Origin of the sequence: Paenibacillus sp. TC-CSREp1, assembly GCF_050171015.1 — a bacterium.
GTDB lineage: Bacteria > Bacillota > Bacilli > Paenibacillales > Paenibacillaceae > Paenibacillus > Paenibacillus silvae.
On record NZ_JBNOKM010000007.1, the window covers coordinates 1 to 18,151 of the forward strand.

Here is an 18,151-nt window from a genome sequence, read left to right on the forward strand (position 1 = left end):
CTTTCCCCTGCTCGTTTTGCAAAGAAATTTACGGACAAATCCGTAGCGTAAGTGTCTACTTTCTTGACATAGGTCCATAGGAATCGTTAGAATTCGTGAAAGCCTAATTTCGTGCAAATAAGCTCTCCTGAGATCGTTAGAATTTTTCGCACCCATTAAATGCCTGCAGCTGATGCGGCTGACCGACTTTGCTGAGTAATTGGTACAACTTACGAATTTTGAATTGTGATTGCTAGTTCTGACTTGCAACTTGCAAACTGCGAATGGCAAAAATCGTGACTAGAGGCTTGCGAATTGTGAATTGCAGATTGCGAGTTTTGACTCTCGACTTGTGACTTGAGACTTGTGGCTTGCGAGTGGCGTCTTGTATCTGGTGACTTTTGGCTTGTGCGTGTGACTTGATACTTGGGGTTCGGGCTTGTAACTTGAGACTTGTCACTTTTGGCTTGCAGCCTGTAACTCATGACTTTTAGCTGCAGCTTGTAACTCGTGACTTTTAGCTTGCGGCTTGTGGCTTGGACCTTGTGGCTTACGGCTAACGGCTTGCGGCTTTAATCTTGAAAACTGCGAATAGCTGCTCGTGACTTGATACTTGAGAGCTATACCTGAGACTTGAGACTTTCGAATTTTAAATTGTGACTTGCGGCTTGTGATTTGCGGCTTGTAACTTGCAAACATACAGACTTACAAGCAAACTTACAACTTATGCTATGCCTTGCAACGTGCAACTTGCTGCGCATGGCAGAAGCGAATTCAACAAGGGCATAATGCAAAAAAACCTTCTGCACCTGAGAGAGAGTGCGGATGATCATGCACATCTCTTCTCAGGCATTGAAGGTCTTTCTTCAGCTTATTACACGCTATAAGGTTAGTCTGCCAGCTGCAACGCCCGGCTTCGTTCCGTATCGCGCTCCAGAACAGGCTTCAGGTACTTGCCCGTGTATGAAGCTTCCACTTGAATGATATCCTCCGGCGTTCCTGTCGCTACAATCGTGCCGCCGCCGCTGCCGCCTTCTGGACCCAGGTCAACGATATAATCGGCTGTTTTAATCACATCCAGATTATGCTCGATGACAAGCACGGATTCGCCTGAGTCCACGAGGCGATGCAGTACGTTCAGCAGTCGGTCGATATCATCGACATGCAGACCTGTTGTCGGCTCGTCCAGAATGTAGATCGTTTTGCCGGTACTGCGTCGGTACAGCTCGGAAGCAAGCTTCACACGCTGTGCTTCACCACCGGATAAAGTCGTTGCAGGTTGACCCAGATTAATGTAGCCGAGTCCAACATCCAGCAGCGTTTGCATTTTGCGGTGAATCTTCGGAATGTTCTCGAAAAATTGAGTTGCGTCCTCCACTGTCATTTCAAGCACATCTGCGATATTTTTATTTTTATATTTCACTTCCAGCGTTTCACGGTTGTAACGTTTGCCCTTGCAGACTTCACACGGCACGTATACATCCGGCAGGAAGTGCATCTCTATTTTGATAATGCCGTCTCCGCGGCAGGCTTCACAACGTCCACCTTTGATATTAAAGCTGAACCGGCCTTTTTTATATCCGCGCACCTTGGCTTCATTGGTTTGTGCAAACAGGTCACGAATATCGTCAAAGACACCTGTATATGTGGCCGGGTTGGAACGTGGTGTGCGGCCGATTGGCGACTGATCAATATCAATAACTTTATCAATGTGCTCCAGTCCGCGAATCTCCTTATGCTGTCCTGGACGTACACGCGCACGATTCAGGTCACGCGCTAGCGTCTTGTACAAAATCTCGTTAATCAGTGTTGATTTACCCGAACCGGATACTCCGGTTACCGCAGTAAATACGCCGACCGGGATCTTTACATTCAGATTCTTCAGATTGTTTTCTTTCGCTCCGCGCACTTCCAGCCAGCGGTCACCCACACTTCGGCGCTCCGTACGAACCGGGATAAACTTCTTGCCGCTGAGATACTGACCCGTTAACGATTTGTCGTCGTTCATTATCTCCTCAGGTGTACCTTGCGACATGACGGTGCCGCCGTGAATACCTGCGCCTGGACCGATGTCGATAATATAATCTGCGGCCATCATCGTATCCTCGTCATGTTCAACCACGATCAAGGTGTTTCCGATATCACGCATATGCGCCAGCGTAGAGATCAAACGGTCATTATCCCGCTGGTGCAGACCGATACTCGGCTCATCCAGAATATAGAGTACCCCCATCAGACTGGAACCGATCTGCGTAGCCAATCTGATCCGTTGCGCTTCACCCCCGGATAATGTTCCGGCAGCACGGCTTAGCGTCAGATAATCCAGACCAACATTGACAAGGAATCCAAGGCGGCTGTTGATTTCTTTCAAAATCAGCTTCGCAATCGTCTGCTCTTTCTCCGTCAGCTGCAGTGAATCAAAGAAACGTCCCGCTTCACCGATCGACAGCCCTGTTACATAAGCCATATTGTGATCATTAATCGTAACTGCAAGGCTCTCGCGTTTCAAACGCTGTCCTTTACACGTACCACATGGCTTCGCACTCATATATCCTTCGATAAATTCACGGATGCCTTCGGAAGCCGTTTCGCGATAACGGCGCTCCAGATTATTCACGATGCCTTCAAACGTAACCAATGCTTCCTTGCGCTGACCAAAATCATTTTCGTAACGGAAACGGATTTTCTCCGAACCTGTGCCTTGCAATAGCTTGTTCATCTGATCGGCAGGCAGATCCTCCACAGGAACATCCTGCGGAATGTTGAAATGCTCGCATACCGATCTCAGAAATTGCGGATAATACGTGGACGTTCCGCCTGTCCAGGCATCGAACGCTCCTTCTTCAATTGTTTTGCTGCGATCCGGTACAAGTAAATCCGGGTCTACAATCATTTTCACGCCCAGACCGTCACAATCCGGGCAAGCACCGAACGGACTATTAAAAGAGAACATACGCGGTGCAAGCTCATCAATGCTGAAGCCGCAAACCGGGCAGGCAAAGTTCGAACTGAATCGTAGCTCTTCTTCGCCAATGATGTCAACAAGCAGTTGCCCGCCGGACAGATTAAGCGCCGTTTCAATGGAATCCGCGAGGCGTGCCTGAACGTCATCCTTTACGACAATCCGGTCAACGACAACATCAATGGTGTGTTTTTTGTTTTTCTCCAATTGAATGTCCTCTGATAGATCACGCAGTTCACCATTCACCCGCACACGGACAAAACCTTGTTTGGACACGTCAGCGAATACACTTTTGTGCTCACCTTTACGTCCTGCAACAATCGGTGCGAGAATCTGCAGACGGGTACGTTCCGGGTACTGCATAATACGGTCTACCATCTGTTCAACCGTTTGCGATGTAATCTCGATGCCATGATCCGGACAATGCGGGTGGCCGATACGCGCGAACAAAAGACGCAAATAATCATAAATTTCGGTAACCGTCCCGACAGTGGAACGCGGGTTGCGGCTTGTTGTTTTTTGATCTATCGAGATGGCAGGAGACAATCCTTCAATGGAATCCACATCCGGTTTCTCCATCTGGCCCAGAAACTGACGTGCATAAGCAGACAATGACTCCACATAACGCCGCTGTCCTTCGGCATAGATCGTATCAAAGGCCAGCGAGGATTTGCCTGATCCGCTCAAGCCGGTCAATACGACAAACTTGTCACGCGGAATGGTAATATCAATGTTTTTCAGGTTATGCGCTCGCGCGCCTTTAATGACAATATTCTCGCTCGCCAATACTATTCATCCTCTCATTGCTAATCTATAAACCTTTTAACCAATTTTATCTGTTATACCAGTATTGACCTGATTACAACATTTCAATATGGAATAATATCGGATCATTTATGCCGGTTCATTACTCAACAAGAGAACGGCCAATTGGCCGTTCTCTTATGACAAATTCTCCATCCAAGAACATCTTCTATCAAATCACGAACAATCTATTCAGCTCGCAGCTCCAGCAGTGCATCACGCAGCTCGGCAGCACGCTCGAACTGAAGGTTTTTGGCTGCATCTTTCATCTCTGCTTCCAGACGCTGAATGAGCGACTGACGTTCCTTCTTCGACATCTTCTCGGCAGCGCCGGTCAGATACTCGTTTTTGGATTCGGCAACCTTCGTTGCCTCAATGACATCACGCACTTTTTTGCGAATCGTCTGTGGTGTTATGCCGTGCTTTTCATTGTATTCCATCTGTATGGCGCGGCGGCGCTCCGTCTCTTTCATCGCTTTATCCATGGAATCCGTCACTTTGTCACCATACAAAATAACTTTACCATCGCTGTTCCGCGCCGCACGACCAATCGTTTGAATGAGCGAGCGCTCGGAACGCAGGAAACCTTCCTTATCGGCATCCAGAATCGCTACCAGTGATACTTCCGGCAGATCCAGACCTTCCCGCAGCAAATTGATCCCGATCAGAACGTGGAATGTCCCCAGCCTCAGATCACGCAGAATGGCCATACGTTCCAGCGTTTTGATCTCGGAGTGCAGATATCGGACCTTGATGCCGATCTCCTTCAAATAATCCGTCAAGTCTTCCGACATCTTCTTCGTAAGCGTGGTGATCAGCACCCGCTCATCCTTCGCAATCCGGTCATGAATCTCGGCAATCAGATCATCAATCTGCCCCTTCGTCGGACGCAGCTCAATGACAGGATCAAGCAGACCGGTTGGACGAATGATCTGCTGCACCATCGTATCTGTATGCTCGATCTCATAAGGACCTGGGGTTGCCGAGACATAGATAATCTGGTTCATTTTCTCTTCAAATTCTTCGAATTTGAGCGGACGGTTATCCAGAGCAGATGGCAGCCTGAAACCGTGATCTACCAGCACCGTCTTTCTCGCCTGGTCACCATTGTACATCGCCCGAATCTGCGGCAGGGTCACATGAGACTCATCGACCACAATCAGCATGTCATCCGGGAAATAATCGAGCAGAGTATACGGCGTATCTCCACGCTCACGGAAAGTCAGCGGTCCGGAATAGTTCTCAATGCCCGAGCAGAAGCCCACTTCCTTCATCATCTCGATATCATACCGCGTACGCTGCTCCAGCCGCTGAGCCTCCAGAAGTTTGCCCTGCTCACGCAGCACTTCAAGACGTTCTTCCAGTTCGCGCTCGATATTCACCAGCGCCACACGCATCGTCTCTTCCTGTGTTACGAAGTGAGATGCCGGGAAAATAGCAATGTGCTCGCGCTCACCGATCAATTCTCCTGTCAAAACATCAATTTCGGTAATTTTCTCAATCTCGTCTCCGAACAGTTCAACCCGAATCGCATGTTCACCCTTGGAAGCCGGGAATATCTCAATGACATCACCACGAACACGGAACGTGCCCCGCACAAAGTTAATATCATTCCGCTGGTACTGAATCTCCACCAGACGTGACAATATCTGATTGCGCGGCTTCTCCATGCCTACCCGCAGTGACAACAGCATGCTGGAATAATCATGCGGCGAACCGAGACCGTATATACACGACACACTCGCTACAATAATGACATCCCTGCGCTCAAACAACGAGCTGGTCGCCGCATGCCGCAGCTTGTCAATCTCTTCATTAATGCTTGAATCCTTCTCGATATACGTATCGGATGAAGGAATATAGGCTTCTGGCTGGTAGTAGTCATAGTAACTGACAAAATACTCTACCATGTTGTTCGGAAAAAATTCCTTGAACTCACTCGCCAGCTGCGCTGCCAGTGTCTTGTTGTGCGCAATAATCAGCGTAGGACGCTGCAGCTTGGCAATCGTCTGTGCAATAGTAAATGTCTTGCCCGTGCCCGTTGCACCCAGCAGTGTCTGGTATCTCTTCCCTTCCTGAACACCCTTCACCAATTCCTGAATGGCAGCAGGCTGATCACCCTGGGGAGAAAACTCTGACTCGATTTCGAACGTTTTGTCGCTCATAATAATATCGCTCATTGCCGTATCTCACCCTATCGTCTAAAATAATAGTCACTATATATTGTCGAAGTTCCCCGAATTTCCAGTTGGGAAAACTTATAGTAATAGGAATATTTGTTCCCGTTCAATTATACCTTGTTCGTTTTCGTGTTGCAAACGTGAATTGAAGATAGGAGTGGGTTAATTTATGGATATTGCGACACTTATCGGTATAATCGCCGGAATTGCCGCAGTCATCAGTGGTTTTCTGTGGGAAGGCGGACAGCTGTCAGGTCTGCTTCAGAAAACCGCTGCTTTAATTGTGTTCGGTGGAACGATTGCTGCTGTTGTGGCCAGCTTCCCCACATACCGTCTGCGTACGATACCTGCTGCATTGCGCATGGCGTTTGGACGTCATCGTTACGATTCCAAACAATGGGTGGAGGAACTGATTGAGATGTCCACCATTGCCCGCAGATCGGGGGTGCTTGCTTTGGAGCGCAAAGTTGTAGATCATCCCAATCCATTTTTACAAGATGGCATCCAGATGGTGGTTGACGGAACAGACCCGGATATTGTTCGCCAGATTCTGGAGATGGAGATTGACTCTGTCGAGCAGAAGCATGAAGGTTACGCCAAAATATTCGAAGCAGCCGGTGGCTATGCCCCAACGATGGGTATCATCGGGACCGTAATGGGACTAATCCAGGTGCTTGGAAGCTTAACTGATCCCACGGGGCTCGGGCCAGCTATCGCTGTTGCTTTTACCGCGACCCTGTACGGGGTGGCCAGTGCCAACCTGATCTTCCTGCCTATCGCCTCCAAGATCAAATCCAGAAGTGCTGACGAAGTTCAGGCGATGGAGATGATGCTCGAAGGTGTGCTTGCAATTCAGAACGGTGAGAATCCACAGCTTGTCCGCAAACGGCTGGAGTCTTTTACACTCGCACATCGTCAGGACGCACCGTCACCACTGGCAAAGGAGGGATTGGATGAGTCGGCGCAGTAAACGGCGTGCGAAACGTGAGACGGCTGACCATCGGGATCGGTGGATGATTACCTATGCCGATCTTATTACGCTGCTGCTGATCTTTTTTGTCATCATGTACGCCATGAGCAATCTGGATACAGGTAAATACGACGTCGTTACCCAATCCCTTCAGAGCACTTTTAACAAATCCAACTCCATACTTGAACTGGGAAATGGACTCGGGGATACTCCCGGTCAAACGATCAGTAAAACACCTTCTGCCCAGGTTCAGGGAGAATCGGATGACAAACAGGAGAACCCTGCATCGGATTCAGAAAAAGATACCCCGGATGATACCAACCGTCCGCTTACCGAACGGGAAGAGCAGTTCAGAACACAGGAGCAGGAGCTGCAGAATCTGTTCAATGTGATTACCCAATATATTGAGGATAATAAACTGGAGAACCAGATTTATGTTGCGGACAAACCGCAAGGCATCTCCATTACGCTCAGTGACCGATTTCTGTTTGACCAGGGACAGGCTGCACTGAAAAAGGATGCCGCACCTACACTCAGCAAACTTGCAAGCTTGTTTCGTAATCTTCAAATGGTCGTCAGTATCGAAGGGCATACGGACAATGTTCCGATTGGAGCAAACTCGACCTACAAGGATAACTGGGAGTTGTCTGGTGAACGTGCATTATCAATCCTGCGGTTTTTTCTGGATAAAGAAAAACTTGATCCAGACCACTTCCAATATGCGGGATATGCAGATACTCGTCCAACCGGAGATAACAAAACTCCTGCCGGACGGCAGAAAAACCGCCGGGTTGAAATTACCGTTCTTCGCCAGCTGCAGCCTTAGTTGACGACTGAATGTGATGCCTTCTAATAAATCGAGCTTGTCTGTTCCGTTATGATGGAACCACTCATGCAGCTTCAAGAATGTGCTGCCCTGCATTATGACATGGTGGTATACTTTCGAATCTGTAGAGACTAGAAACAGCAAAAAGCACGTCCTGCGGTATGTTCATCTACCTGACAGACGTGCTTTTTTGATTTTATTTTTACCTACATTACCTATTCCTCTTTTACCTACATCATCTCATCCTCTATTACCTAAACATCTAATCCTCTATATTATCTTTCGATCAAATCCTCTACTTAAATTCATTCGTCTATTCGTTTATTTATCCACTCATCTATTGATTCTATGCTTGTTCTCGCATCACTACGCATCCGTACCTGGCTGATCAGGCCGAAGGATGGCGGAGCCGACAGCCAGCAATATCACAGCCATTGCACACAGAATGAGCAGAGGAAGTGTAATGTCTGCGAGCGTACCTCCGGCAGAGATCGTTTCGACGGCCTGAATCGTCCATTTCTGCGGCACAAAGTTCGCCAGCTTCTGCATATATTCCGGCATGATGGACAAGGGCCAGAAGCAGCCTCCAATCATACAGGTGGGTACAATAATAAGGGAGTTCAGCATACTGGCATTTTTCGTTTCACGGATCAGACCGCTTACTGTGCTTGCAAGCCCCATGGATACCAGCATAAACGCACCAAGAATCAGAAAATGAATGCCAAACGGAATTCCTGCATCATAATGCAGCACCCACCTGCTAATCCCCAGCACAAGCACAATCTGGATGACTCCGATCGCAAGACTGCCCAGAAAATTGCCCAGCGCAATCTCGTAGGACCTGACTGGAGCCGTGTACATCCGGGCCATCGTACGCTGCTTGCGATCCTCCATAATAACAGACACTGCACTGGTTAACAGCCCCATCATAAACATGACGGTAAACCCAGTGACATTATTCAGCCCTGGCTTGGGATAGAGCCGCAGATGCAGTTCTTCCCCTGATAACGTATGCTTGCTCAGCTCTTGAAGCAGCTCTTCAAACTTTTTCCCGGTGTCTACCGCCTCAACAGTAGAGGGAGACTTTAAGGAAAAGGCCCGAACAGCCGATGCGGACTGTATAAGTCCCTCTGTCAAACCTTCAACAGCAGCCCGAAGTGTATACGAACTTTCACTGACACGCATCTCGATCAGTTCGATATCTGTCTGCTTGCCTTCCAGCAGTGACTGTGTGTAATGAGCCGGAATAACGATGCCCGTGCTGCCTTTTTGCGAAACGATATCCGACCTCACTGCTGCTTCACTTTTTACAGCCTTGAAGCTGTATTCTTTTTTCCGGGCAAGCTCCTGGATCAGCCATGATCCCCCAGTACCTTCATCCAGGTTCACATAAGGAACGACAGCACGACCTGCCTGCTCGCTTCCAAAAAGAGCAACCGTCCCTGTCACCACGAGACACGGAAGCAGCAGAAAAGCTATAAACCCTCGCTTGCGTCCCAGTGTTCTTCTGATCATCAGCCAAGCGATATGCAGACTATTCATAGCGGTATCCAACCTTTCTATAGATCACTGCCGCTGCGGCAGCGAGCACTGCACATACCGCTCCAAGCATATAGATGTTGTACATAATTTCGCGTAACGGGGCATCCAGCATCATGCTGAGAAAACTTTGAAGAGCCCAGTGATTTACGGTAAACTCGCTGATTCGCTGGATGACATCTATAGCAATTGGAGTAAATCCACCACTAATAAATGTCATGACAATAATAATACCCTGCATCAGCGAACTGGCTGAAGCGGCGCTCTTGCTTACAAGTGCCACGATAATGCCCAATGTCATGGATGCCATCGTAATTAATAAACAGACCAATACAATCAACCAAAGGTGACGACCCCAATTCACACCAAATAACAGGTATGTCATTACAATGATAATGATGGCCTGCATGAAGGCAAGAAGACTGTTACCCGCAATTTTACCAGCAAATATAACCCCGCTGCCCATGGGAGCAGCCTGAAGACGAGCAAGTGTTTTTTTGTCTCTTTCCGTATACAAGCTATTAATCGCGGTCATGCCGGAATACAGCATGAACATCGCCAGCATCGCTGCGGCGTAATATTGGGATGCACTGTACGACTGATTAGAATCCCCGGGACTGCTAATCGTTATATTCGACTGTGCAGCTACCCCCGCTTCAGCCCCTTCACCTGCATTCGAGATCATCTCAGGCCCAAGAACCTTTGCAACCGTCGTCTGTCGGTTTAACTCATCCGTAAACCGGGTGAACAGCGTCTTTCCCACCACATTCAGTGTGCCGTCCTTGCCCAGTATCCATTGCAGTCTGGTTTCTTTCCCCGCCATCCACTGCTGCACCATATCGGACGTCACGATAACCGCAAAATCAAGCTTACCTTCTTTCAAGGCGTGTACTGCTTCATCCTGAGAAGACATGTGCTGGAACGTCAGCATCTTGGCCACTTCAGGAGCAGTCACAAATGCTCTCATCGCCTCCCCCACAGGAGAATCTGCAGCTTCAACGCTTTCAACCAATCCTACACGCACCTGACCAGGTACAGCCGCCTTTCCAGTTCCCATCGCACTGGATAAGGCAGTTCCTAATATAAAAATTAACAATAAGGGCAAAAGAAAAAGATTCAGCACAACGGAACGAATTTTCAGTATCCGCCTTAATTCAAACAAGCAAATATGCCATACTCTCATTCCACGTCCCCCTAATCTCGCAGCGTGCGCCCGGTCAGATTAAGGAACAATGTTTCCAGATCAGGCTCCTCGACTCGCAGGGAATGAATGGACACCTCATGTTTACTGCAAATGAACAGCATATCCTGCAGCGCGAGCTGTGCAGAAGGCAGGGTAATGGTCAGTGTATCTCCACTCACTTCAACCGCCCGAACACGCGGGTGAAGCTTTAGCTCCTCCACGACACCGGCATCAATGCCAGAGGTGGTGAGCACCATTTTTTCCTCCGATGCAACACGTTCTCTCAGCTCAGCCTCTGTTCCGCAAGCAATGATTCTCCCTTGATCCATAATAGCCACCCGATCGCTAATCGCCGCAACTTCCTCCATATAATGACTGGTGTAAATAATTGTCGAGCCCATCTTGTTCAGTGTTCGAACCGATTCAAGAATGTGATTGCGGGACTGCGGATCAATGCCGACTGTCGGTTCATCCATAATAATCAGATCGGGATGATGGCTGAGAGCACAAGCGATGTTTAACCTGCGTTTCATTCCTCCTGAAAAGGTGGACGGGGCTTCCTTGGCTTTATCCTGCAATCCGACAAACTCAAGGGACTCCTGCACTCTCTCTTTAAGCATTTTCCCTCGCAATCCATACAGCCGGGCAAAAAAGGTAACATTATCCGCAGCACTCATTGTTTCGTATAACGCCAAATCCTGTGGCACAAGCCCGATTTTGCGCTTTGCATCCAGCGGCCGCTCCTTCACGGATATACCATCCAGCCTGATCTCTCCCTGATCCATGTTCAGGAGACCGGCAATCATACTGATCGTTGTACTTTTACCCGCTCCATTGGGACCGAGCAGTCCAAAGATTTCTCCCCGGCCTACATCCAGATTGAGGTGATCTACTGACAGCTTGCTGCCGTACCGCTTCACAACATGATCGATTTCCAGTATGTTCATTGTTATACGCCCCTTATCGGTTTGAGCTTTTGCCACGAACTTTCGTATTTCCAGTATAATAAATGGTTTACTTTTCTGAAGGTACACAAAGTCATGAGCCAAAGGTGACTTAAGTCACCTCCTGTATCGGAGATGGGCTGTGCTATAATCAAGGATGCATTATCAACAGGATTGATTTTTATTTTTTTACTAAGATCTGCTTTGTTCACTTTCAATCCTATTATCATACAAAGGATGTCCACTACATATGCCGATGCGGTTTCTGCAATATGGTTTATTACTTGTGCCCGCTGTGTTGTACAGTCTGATGCTGCCCGTAGAAAGCGAGACGCTGTATACCTTCTATATTCTCATTGCTGTAGGACTGGCTGTTGCCCACCGTTTCACTCGTTCAGGTGCATCGCAGGCGCTTTTATTTCTGGCAGAAATATTGTGGGGCTGTTATCTGATTGCTTTATACGGCCCTTTCATGTTATCCACCGGCTTATCAACGCTCTATGTATACATGTACCGACTCAATGGTTCTATGCGATGGATAATGTTAACCATACAGGTAACTGCCATTAATCTTGCGTTATATGGGCATTATTCATCTTCAACAGGGCTAATGTGGAACGCTGCGGAGCTTCAGACTTGGGACTGGTTCTCGGAATCAACACAGGTGAGTCTTGCTGTGAATTTGCTCCTGATCATGACCACTGCGCTGTGCTGGCAGGGAGCCAGAACAGCCGCGAGCAGAGGGCAACTGGAGCATGTGTATGACGAACTGCGGAATAAACACTATGAGCTGCAGGAGGCACGCGCGCAATTACTGCTGTTTTCCAAACAACTCGAGGATGCAGCCCAACTCGAAGAACGCACCCGCATATCCAGACAGCTGCATGACGATATAGGTCATCGCCTGATCCGTACCAAGATGATGTCCGAAGCTGCCCTGCTCACACTGCCCCTGCATCCAGCGCAAGGCCTTGTCATGGTTGAGCAGATTCGGGATCAATTAACGGCCAGCATGGATGATATGCGTAATACGCTGCTGAAACTCAAGCCCGATTCACATCCTTCGGATGCCTACGCGTTAGATCGTTTGCTAGAGGAGATTGGCCGGGACACCGGTATTAAAACCAATTACGAGATTCATGGTCGGGCTTACCCCCTCTATCCGAGCACACAGATTGTGCTGTACAAAAATGCCAGAGAAGCGATAACGAATGCACTCAGGCACGGAAAAGCCAATGAGATTACGTTAACACTGGTATTCGAACCACATGAGGTCACGATGATGATCAGTAATGATGGCAGCACGCTCTCGCTTCTACATGCAGAGGGCTCCACCAGTACAGGTCTTGGACACGAAGGCATGCGTCAGCGTACACAGTTCATGGGAGGCACCATGGAGATTCAAGCCGGCTATCCGTATACTGTAATCACACGCATCCCTGTTTCAAATCAAATGAAGCTACTCTAACCAAGGAACTTAGAAGGGAGCACACTTATGTCTGAGCCAGAGCAAGAAAAGAACGTTGACAGCAAGAAGCTGCCACCTGATGCCTCTTCTCGTATTCAGGTGCTGCTGGTGGACGATGATTACTTTATCCGGGAGAGCCTGAAGGTTGTACTCGGTCTGGATGCAAGCATTCACATCACAGGCACCGCCTCCAACGGGAAGGAAGCACTTGATCTATTTGAGTCAGGAACGCCCGTAGATGTTGTACTCATGGATATTCGAATGCCCGAATGTGATGGCGTCGAAGGCACACGTCTGATCAAATCCCGTTTTCCCGACGTTCAGGTGCTGATGCTGACAACCTTTGATGATGATGAATATATTATTCAGGCTTTGCAGAACGGAGCAAGCGGATATTTGCTGAAAAATGTACCTCCTGCCCGTATCATTCAAGGGATCGCAGCGGTATACCGAGGGGACATGCTGATTCATCCCGATATTGCTCGCAAACTTGCAGGACTCCTCCGTGCACCGGCTTCTCCACCCGCCCAAGAACCTCTCGAAACCTATGGTCTTACTCGGGCAGAGCTGTCTGTTGCTGAAGCAATATCCGAGGGGCTATCCAACAAAGAAATTGCCGCCAAACTGTTCCTCAGCGAAGGCACTGTCAAAAACTACGTTACAGACATTCTCGGCAAGCTGCACCTGCGTGATCGCACTCAAATCGCCATTTTTATGTTAAAAAAATAGCCAAATCAAAAAGGCAGCTCCCTCCGCCAGGATTGGCGAGGGGAGCTGCCTTTTTGATTACATTTCAACAGAACCTTTGTCGCTCACTACAGGAGCTGGTGGCAGGGCAAGAGGAGCCTCATCCATACGCCGCTCTTTCCGGCGTGTGAACAGCTTGAGCGTCAATACCTGAAGCAGCGTCACTGGACGCGGCTGCACGGCCCAGGCCTCATGATTATCCGGTGCCATAACGACTCCAAGCTGGTGATGCTCGCCTTCGTAGATGGCGCGCTGCATAAATTTGCTCTCTCCTTGATGGTTCCGTACCTCCAGCTTGCAGAAGGCCGAATTCATACGCAAGGCCCGGTGCAGCTCTTCCGGTGAATGAACAAGCATGCCATTCACCTTGTACAGCGTCTCCCCTGCTTCGATGCCAAGTTCAGCGGCCGGACTGTTCGGGATTACACTCAGAACCTTGAGTCCATGCTGTGGGTGCACAAATGCCGGACTGAGATGCTGCTCCTCCAGCGCGCTGTACCATACCAGAAGCTCATGCCCGGCAAATGCCACCAGCGCAGCAACTACGGTCAACGGTGGCCACCACACGGCAAGCAAACTGAACACGAGCAAGGTCATGCTGTATAACAACAAACGCTTTGCTGTAAGCTTCATTTTACGTCCTGGCAGCATGCTTTGTGTGTTGTCACTCAGTCCTAGCAGGATGGGAAGTGCAATCAACGTGTAACCTTGCCCCGCTTGAAACAGCGGAGTCCACGGAAGGGATGCACCGCCTCCATTGGTGGGAACAAGGATGAGCAGCGGGAGTGCCCAGAAAAGCTGCATCTGATATCCGCCTACCAATTTGCCTCGTTTGCCCTCCATCAGAAACGGGGAAGCCATAGACACTCCCTGCATGCGTGCGAATGCCGCTTCGCCAATGTGCAATAACGCAGCCAGTACAAGCAGCGCAGGCATGTCCAGTCCACGCACAGTCTCTACAGCCTGTCCAAGCATACCGGAAGGCTGCCAGCCGGAAGCTATATTGAATGCAAATTGAAGTATACCAAGCGCGCCTACTGCATATGCAAAGCACAGGTAACGTATACGAATAAGAGCTAATACTAACGCTGCAACCCATATGCTGATCAGACTGCCCAAGGTCAGGTGAGCGCCGAGGAACAGAAATACGATGGATACCGCGGCGCCAATGACAATACCTCCAAGTACAGCTCGAATCGTCTGTGTAATCGAGCTCTGCATACGAACAAGGAACAGTTTACGCTCCTGGAGCAGCTGACGATGGTACATCAAGGCAATCAGAATGATTGCGATATAATAAAACGGCTGAATCAACAACTGTAACAATGCTTCCCCTAAAGCATTTAACCACGGCCATACCCATTCCATTGTGGCGTTCACTCCTCTCCTTCAGCCGGTTCAGAAAAAAAGAAGGCTGAAATTCAGCCTTCTCTATGGCTTCGACACAGCGGACGAAATATCCTTCGAGACATTTTCGATCGCGCGCTTCAGCTGTGCATCATATTGAGGATTAGCAATCCGTTCGATCAGAGATGCTTCCAGGGACTCAGCCGTTTTTTCATCAATCTGACCTGTAACCTGAATGCCTTTTTTCTTCTGGAATGCCTTGACTGCTTCTTCCGTCTTCTGATCGTAATATCCGTCTACACGATCCGGCTTGAAGTCAAGTCCTCTCAGCATCGTCTGCGCGCTTTTCACATCCGTGCTATTGCTGTCATATTTCAGCGGCAGCTTCTCTTTATTAATCGGAGCAACCGAGAAATAGTCCGGCTGATTTACGGCAATATCCGGTTTAATGCCTTTTTCATGAATCCAGTCTCCGTTAGGCGTCAGCCACTTGGCAATGGTAATTTTCAGCAAGCTGCCGTCACCCATTTGTTTATCGTAGCTGGTCTGTACGGTTCCTTTACCAAACGAGTTCTCACCCACCAGCGTAGCACCTGCCGACTGCTGCAGAGCTCCTGCCAGAATCTCGGATGCACTCGCGCTGCCCTTATTCATCAGTACCGTAATTGGATACGGTTTGGCTGATCCATTCGACTTGCTTTGTTCCTTCTTGCCATTTTTATCTTCAACCTGAACGATGACTTTGCCCTTTGGTACAAACTGCTCCGCAATATCAATAACGACTTGCAGCACGCCGCCCGGGTCATTCCGTACATCAATAATCAGGCCTTTCATGTTCTGCTTCTCCAGCTTGGCCAGCTCTTCCTTGAAGCGCTCGCCTGTATTCATTGAAAACTGGGTGATGTTAATGACACCAATACCGCCGTCCTCCATATGTGCATAGACGGTTTCCAGATCAATATCATCACGTACAATCGTGAATTCAATCGGCTCTGTGGACCCGGCACGTTTCACCTGTACTTTGGCTTCACTGCCTTTAGGGCCTCTGATCTTGTTAACGGCTTTGTTCAATTCAAGCCCTTGAAGAGATTCCCCGTTAACAGACAAAATGATGTCCTTCGCACGAATACCCGCTTTTTCGGCCGGTGAACCTTTGATCGGGGATACGACAACAACATAACCATCCTTCGAGGAAACCTCTGCGCCGATGCCTGTAAATGAACCTTCGATCGACTCTTCGAATTGGGCCGCCGTTTCCTGGGCCATGTAGTTGGAATACGGGTCACCAAGTGATTCCATCATACCATTGATCGCACCATCAATCAGCTTGGTACGATCCACTTCTTTATAATAGTTTCTGGAGATCAAATCCATCGCGGTTTCAATCTTCTTCATATCGTTCTTCTGCTGCGAACTTCCGGTAACACTTGCCAGAAGTCCTTCGCCTGGTGCAGCCTGACTTGTAATCCCCGGGTAAGTCATTAACACCAGCGTCAAGAGACTTCCGCCAAGCAGACCCAGTATAACGAACAGCAGTGCCGATCTTTTTTTCATCATCCCGTTTGTCACCGCCTTTAGTTTTGAAGCTCCTCTGATTCGCACGATCCGAATCATTCCCTGAACATGCCAGCTTAGTATATGTCTAGCTTGTACGGATTATGTTTTTTCCATTCGGGTATTAAAAATTTTATGCACTTTATCAAAGAGTTCAACATGAATGCAGTCGTCAATGATTTAACGTTTATACAGTCATCAATGTGACCATTCTACAGATAATTCATCGGGTTCACAGCCGTTCCATTATCACGCACTTCAAAGTGCAAGTGTGGCCCGGTAGAGTTGCCTGTATTACCAGACTCGGCAATAACATCCCCTTTATTTACTGTATCCCCTTTGCTGACCTTCAGACCGCCCTCACGCAAGTGTCCGTATAATGTCCACAGTCCGCTACCATGGTCAATGATAACCGCATATCCATATCCGCTATACCATTCAGCCATAATAACAATCCCGCCTGCCGCAGCATGAACTGATGTCCCCTGTGGAACAGCGAAATCGACACCCGCATGCAATTTACCGACTTCTCCCGTAATCGGGTGAACCCGAGGGCCAAATGGCGAAGATATACGTCCGCCAGATACTGGTTTTGCGAAGATGCCGCTGCCTGTGGAATAGGTCACTGCACTGTCGCTGCTTGTGCTTACACGGGTCGGCGTCTTCGCCGCTGCTTTGGCTCTTGCCGCAGCTTCAGCCCGAGCTTTAGCCGCTGCAGCAGCTTGCTGCTCACGCAATTTATTTTTCTCCTGCAGCAGAGCTGAGCGCTTGCTGGCAATTTGCATCAACACATCTTCCTGCTCTTGTGTCAACTCTTCGGATGCTTCAATTTTAGCATCATATGAAGCCAGAAGCACCTGCTTTTCCTTCTCTTTCTCGTTCAGCTGTGACTTCCGCTGCTTCTTTTGGGCATAAAGACTTTTGGCTTCGGCATACTGCCGGTCCAGGTCTGCCTTTTTCTCCACAACCAGCTGCTTGTCTGCTTTGTGCTCGTCCAGCAAATGCTGATCCTGATCTACAATCGTTTTGAGTGAATCAGCACGGGTCAGAAAGTCAGTGAAGCTGGTGGAGGACAACAGGACATCCAGATAGGATACCGCACCGTCTGTATACATCAGGCGTACACGTGATTCCAGCAGCTTTTCTCTTGCCACAATGCGCTCTTCCGCGGCCTGCAGATCTTTTTTCGTTGTACGAAGGTCCTCCTCCGTGTTTTCAATCTGCAGCGATACACTCGCCAGCTCATCACTAACGACATTGATCTGCTCCAATACGACCTTCAGATACGCATTGGTTTTATTCTTATAATGCTGTGCTTCCTTTTTGTTGGCAGCAGCTTTCTTCTGCTCCTGCTTGGCAGTTGCTGCCTTGCTCTCCAGCTGCTGAATCTGCTGATCAATATCGCTGATGCTGTTCTTGGCATATCCGTCAGAAGGTTGAAACGTCATACCGGCCAGTAACATAAAGGCCAGCAGCGAAGCGGTTTTTTTCAAAATGATAATCCCCCATCCTATGAATTCACAAGAAAGCAATCTGCACAGATGGTGAACAGCATGTTCCTTTGCTTTCTTTCATTGCATGTTGCTTTGAACCTTTTGAACGTTGCGTCTTTTCTACATATCGTCAAACAGCGCCCAATAATGAACCT

12 protein-coding genes are annotated in these 18,151 nt (G+C 48.7%); 4 read left to right on the plus strand and 8 right to left on the minus strand.

Going from position 1 to position 18,151, the window contains the following annotated elements; all coding sequences use genetic code 11:
• Positions 1-868: 868 nt before the first annotated feature.
• Together uvrA and uvrB are read right to left on the minus strand one after the other, a co-directional pair.
• Complete coding sequence (uvrA, locus tag ACQSGY_RS11850; RefSeq protein WP_427052038.1) at positions 869-3,727, minus strand: excinuclease ABC subunit UvrA; 2,859 nt, start codon at positions 3,725-3,727, stop codon at positions 869-871.
• A gap of 206 nt (positions 3,728-3,933) precedes the next feature.
• Positions 3,934-5,925 (minus strand): excinuclease ABC subunit UvrB, encoded by a 1,992-nt coding sequence (gene uvrB / locus ACQSGY_RS11855; RefSeq protein ID WP_111269158.1) that lies wholly within the window; start codon positions 5,923-5,925, stop codon positions 3,934-3,936.
• 169 nt (positions 5,926-6,094) lie between these two features.
• Here uvrB and ACQSGY_RS11860 point away from each other — a divergent pair, with 169 nt between their 5' ends.
• Positions 6,095-6,895 carry a flagellar motor protein gene (locus ACQSGY_RS11860; protein WP_188593750.1) on the plus strand — a complete coding sequence of 267 codons (801 nt, stop codon included), beginning with the start codon at positions 6,095-6,097 and terminating at the stop codon, positions 6,893-6,895.
• Positions 6,879-7,721, plus strand: coding sequence for a flagellar motor protein MotB (locus ACQSGY_RS11865; protein ID WP_188593751.1), 843 nt, complete (start codon positions 6,879-6,881; stop codon positions 7,719-7,721). The genes ACQSGY_RS11860 and ACQSGY_RS11865 overlap by 17 nt, the downstream gene beginning before the upstream one ends.
• A 366-nt stretch (positions 7,722-8,087) precedes the next feature.
• Here the strand turns inward: ACQSGY_RS11865 and ACQSGY_RS11870 are convergent, their stop codons facing one another.
• From ACQSGY_RS11870 to ACQSGY_RS11880, 3 genes are read right to left on the minus strand one after another with little or no spacing between them, the layout of a single operon-like run.
• The gene (locus tag ACQSGY_RS11870; RefSeq protein ID WP_427052039.1) at positions 8,088-9,263 is read right to left on the minus strand and encodes an ABC transporter permease; all 1,176 of its coding nucleotides are present in this window, start codon (positions 9,261-9,263) and stop codon (positions 8,088-8,090) included.
• Complete coding sequence (locus ACQSGY_RS11875; RefSeq protein ID WP_427052040.1) at positions 9,256-10,443, minus strand: ABC transporter permease; 1,188 nt, start codon at positions 10,441-10,443, stop codon at positions 9,256-9,258. The genes ACQSGY_RS11870 and ACQSGY_RS11875 overlap by 8 nt, the downstream gene beginning before the upstream one ends.
• Before the next feature lie 11 nt (positions 10,444-10,454).
• Positions 10,455-11,390 (minus strand): ABC transporter ATP-binding protein, encoded by a 936-nt coding sequence (locus tag ACQSGY_RS11880; protein ID WP_427052041.1) that lies wholly within the window; start codon positions 11,388-11,390, stop codon positions 10,455-10,457.
• A 247-nt stretch (positions 11,391-11,637) separates the two neighbouring features.
• On the opposite strand from ACQSGY_RS11880, the gene ACQSGY_RS11885 reads away from it, so the two are divergent.
• The gene (locus ACQSGY_RS11885; RefSeq protein ID WP_427052042.1) at positions 11,638-12,855 is read left to right on the plus strand and encodes a sensor histidine kinase; all 1,218 of its coding nucleotides are present in this window, start codon (positions 11,638-11,640) and stop codon (positions 12,853-12,855) included.
• Positions 12,856-12,882: 27 nt separating this feature from the next.
• Entirely contained in the window at positions 12,883-13,584 is a 702-nt protein-coding gene (locus tag ACQSGY_RS11890; protein WP_427052043.1) for a response regulator transcription factor, read from the plus strand.
• Between the two features lie 57 nt (positions 13,585-13,641).
• Here the strand turns inward: ACQSGY_RS11890 and ACQSGY_RS11895 are convergent, their stop codons facing one another.
• The 3 genes from ACQSGY_RS11895 to ACQSGY_RS11905 form a co-directional block, all read right to left on the minus strand.
• Positions 13,642-14,970 carry a PDZ domain-containing protein gene (locus tag ACQSGY_RS11895; protein WP_427052044.1) on the minus strand — a complete coding sequence of 443 codons (1,329 nt, stop codon included), beginning with the start codon at positions 14,968-14,970 and terminating at the stop codon, positions 13,642-13,644.
• A gap of 63 nt (positions 14,971-15,033) precedes the next feature.
• On the minus strand, positions 15,034-16,506 hold the full coding sequence (locus ACQSGY_RS11900; protein ID WP_184184837.1) for a S41 family peptidase: 1,473 nt from the start codon (positions 16,504-16,506) through the stop codon (positions 15,034-15,036).
• A 209-nt stretch (positions 16,507-16,715) separates the two neighbouring features.
• Positions 16,716-17,996: a murein hydrolase activator EnvC family protein gene (locus ACQSGY_RS11905; RefSeq protein ID WP_427052045.1), complete on the minus strand. Its 1,281-nt coding sequence runs from the start codon at positions 17,994-17,996 to the stop codon at positions 16,716-16,718.
• Positions 17,997-18,151: the final 155 nt, after the last annotated feature.

Bases quoted from the DNA above. Each gene is read 5' to 3' on its own strand.
- uvrB (WP_111269158.1), bottom strand. From the start codon at position 5,925: ATGAGCGATATTATTATGAGCGACAAAACGTTCGAAATCGAGTCAGAG.
- ACQSGY_RS11860 (WP_188593750.1), top strand. From the start codon at position 6,095: ATGGATATTGCGACACTTATCGGTATAATCGCCGGAATTGCCGCAGTC.
- ACQSGY_RS11865 (WP_188593751.1), top strand. From the start codon at position 6,879: ATGAGTCGGCGCAGTAAACGGCGTGCGAAACGTGAGACGGCTGACCAT.
- ACQSGY_RS11870 (WP_427052039.1), bottom strand. From the start codon at position 9,263: ATGAATAGTCTGCATATCGCTTGGCTGATGATCAGAAGAACACTGGGA.
- ACQSGY_RS11875 (WP_427052040.1), bottom strand. From the start codon at position 10,443: ATGAGAGTATGGCATATTTGCTTGTTTGAATTAAGGCGGATACTGAAA.
- ACQSGY_RS11880 (WP_427052041.1), bottom strand. From the start codon at position 11,390: ATGAACATACTGGAAATCGATCATGTTGTGAAGCGGTACGGCAGCAAG.
- ACQSGY_RS11885 (WP_427052042.1), top strand. From the start codon at position 11,638: ATGCCGATGCGGTTTCTGCAATATGGTTTATTACTTGTGCCCGCTGTG.
- ACQSGY_RS11890 (WP_427052043.1), top strand. From the start codon at position 12,883: ATGTCTGAGCCAGAGCAAGAAAAGAACGTTGACAGCAAGAAGCTGCCA.
- ACQSGY_RS11895 (WP_427052044.1), bottom strand. From the start codon at position 14,970: ATGGAATGGGTATGGCCGTGGTTAAATGCTTTAGGGGAAGCATTGTTA.
- ACQSGY_RS11900 (WP_184184837.1), bottom strand. From the start codon at position 16,506: ATGATGAAAAAAAGATCGGCACTGCTGTTCGTTATACTGGGTCTGCTT.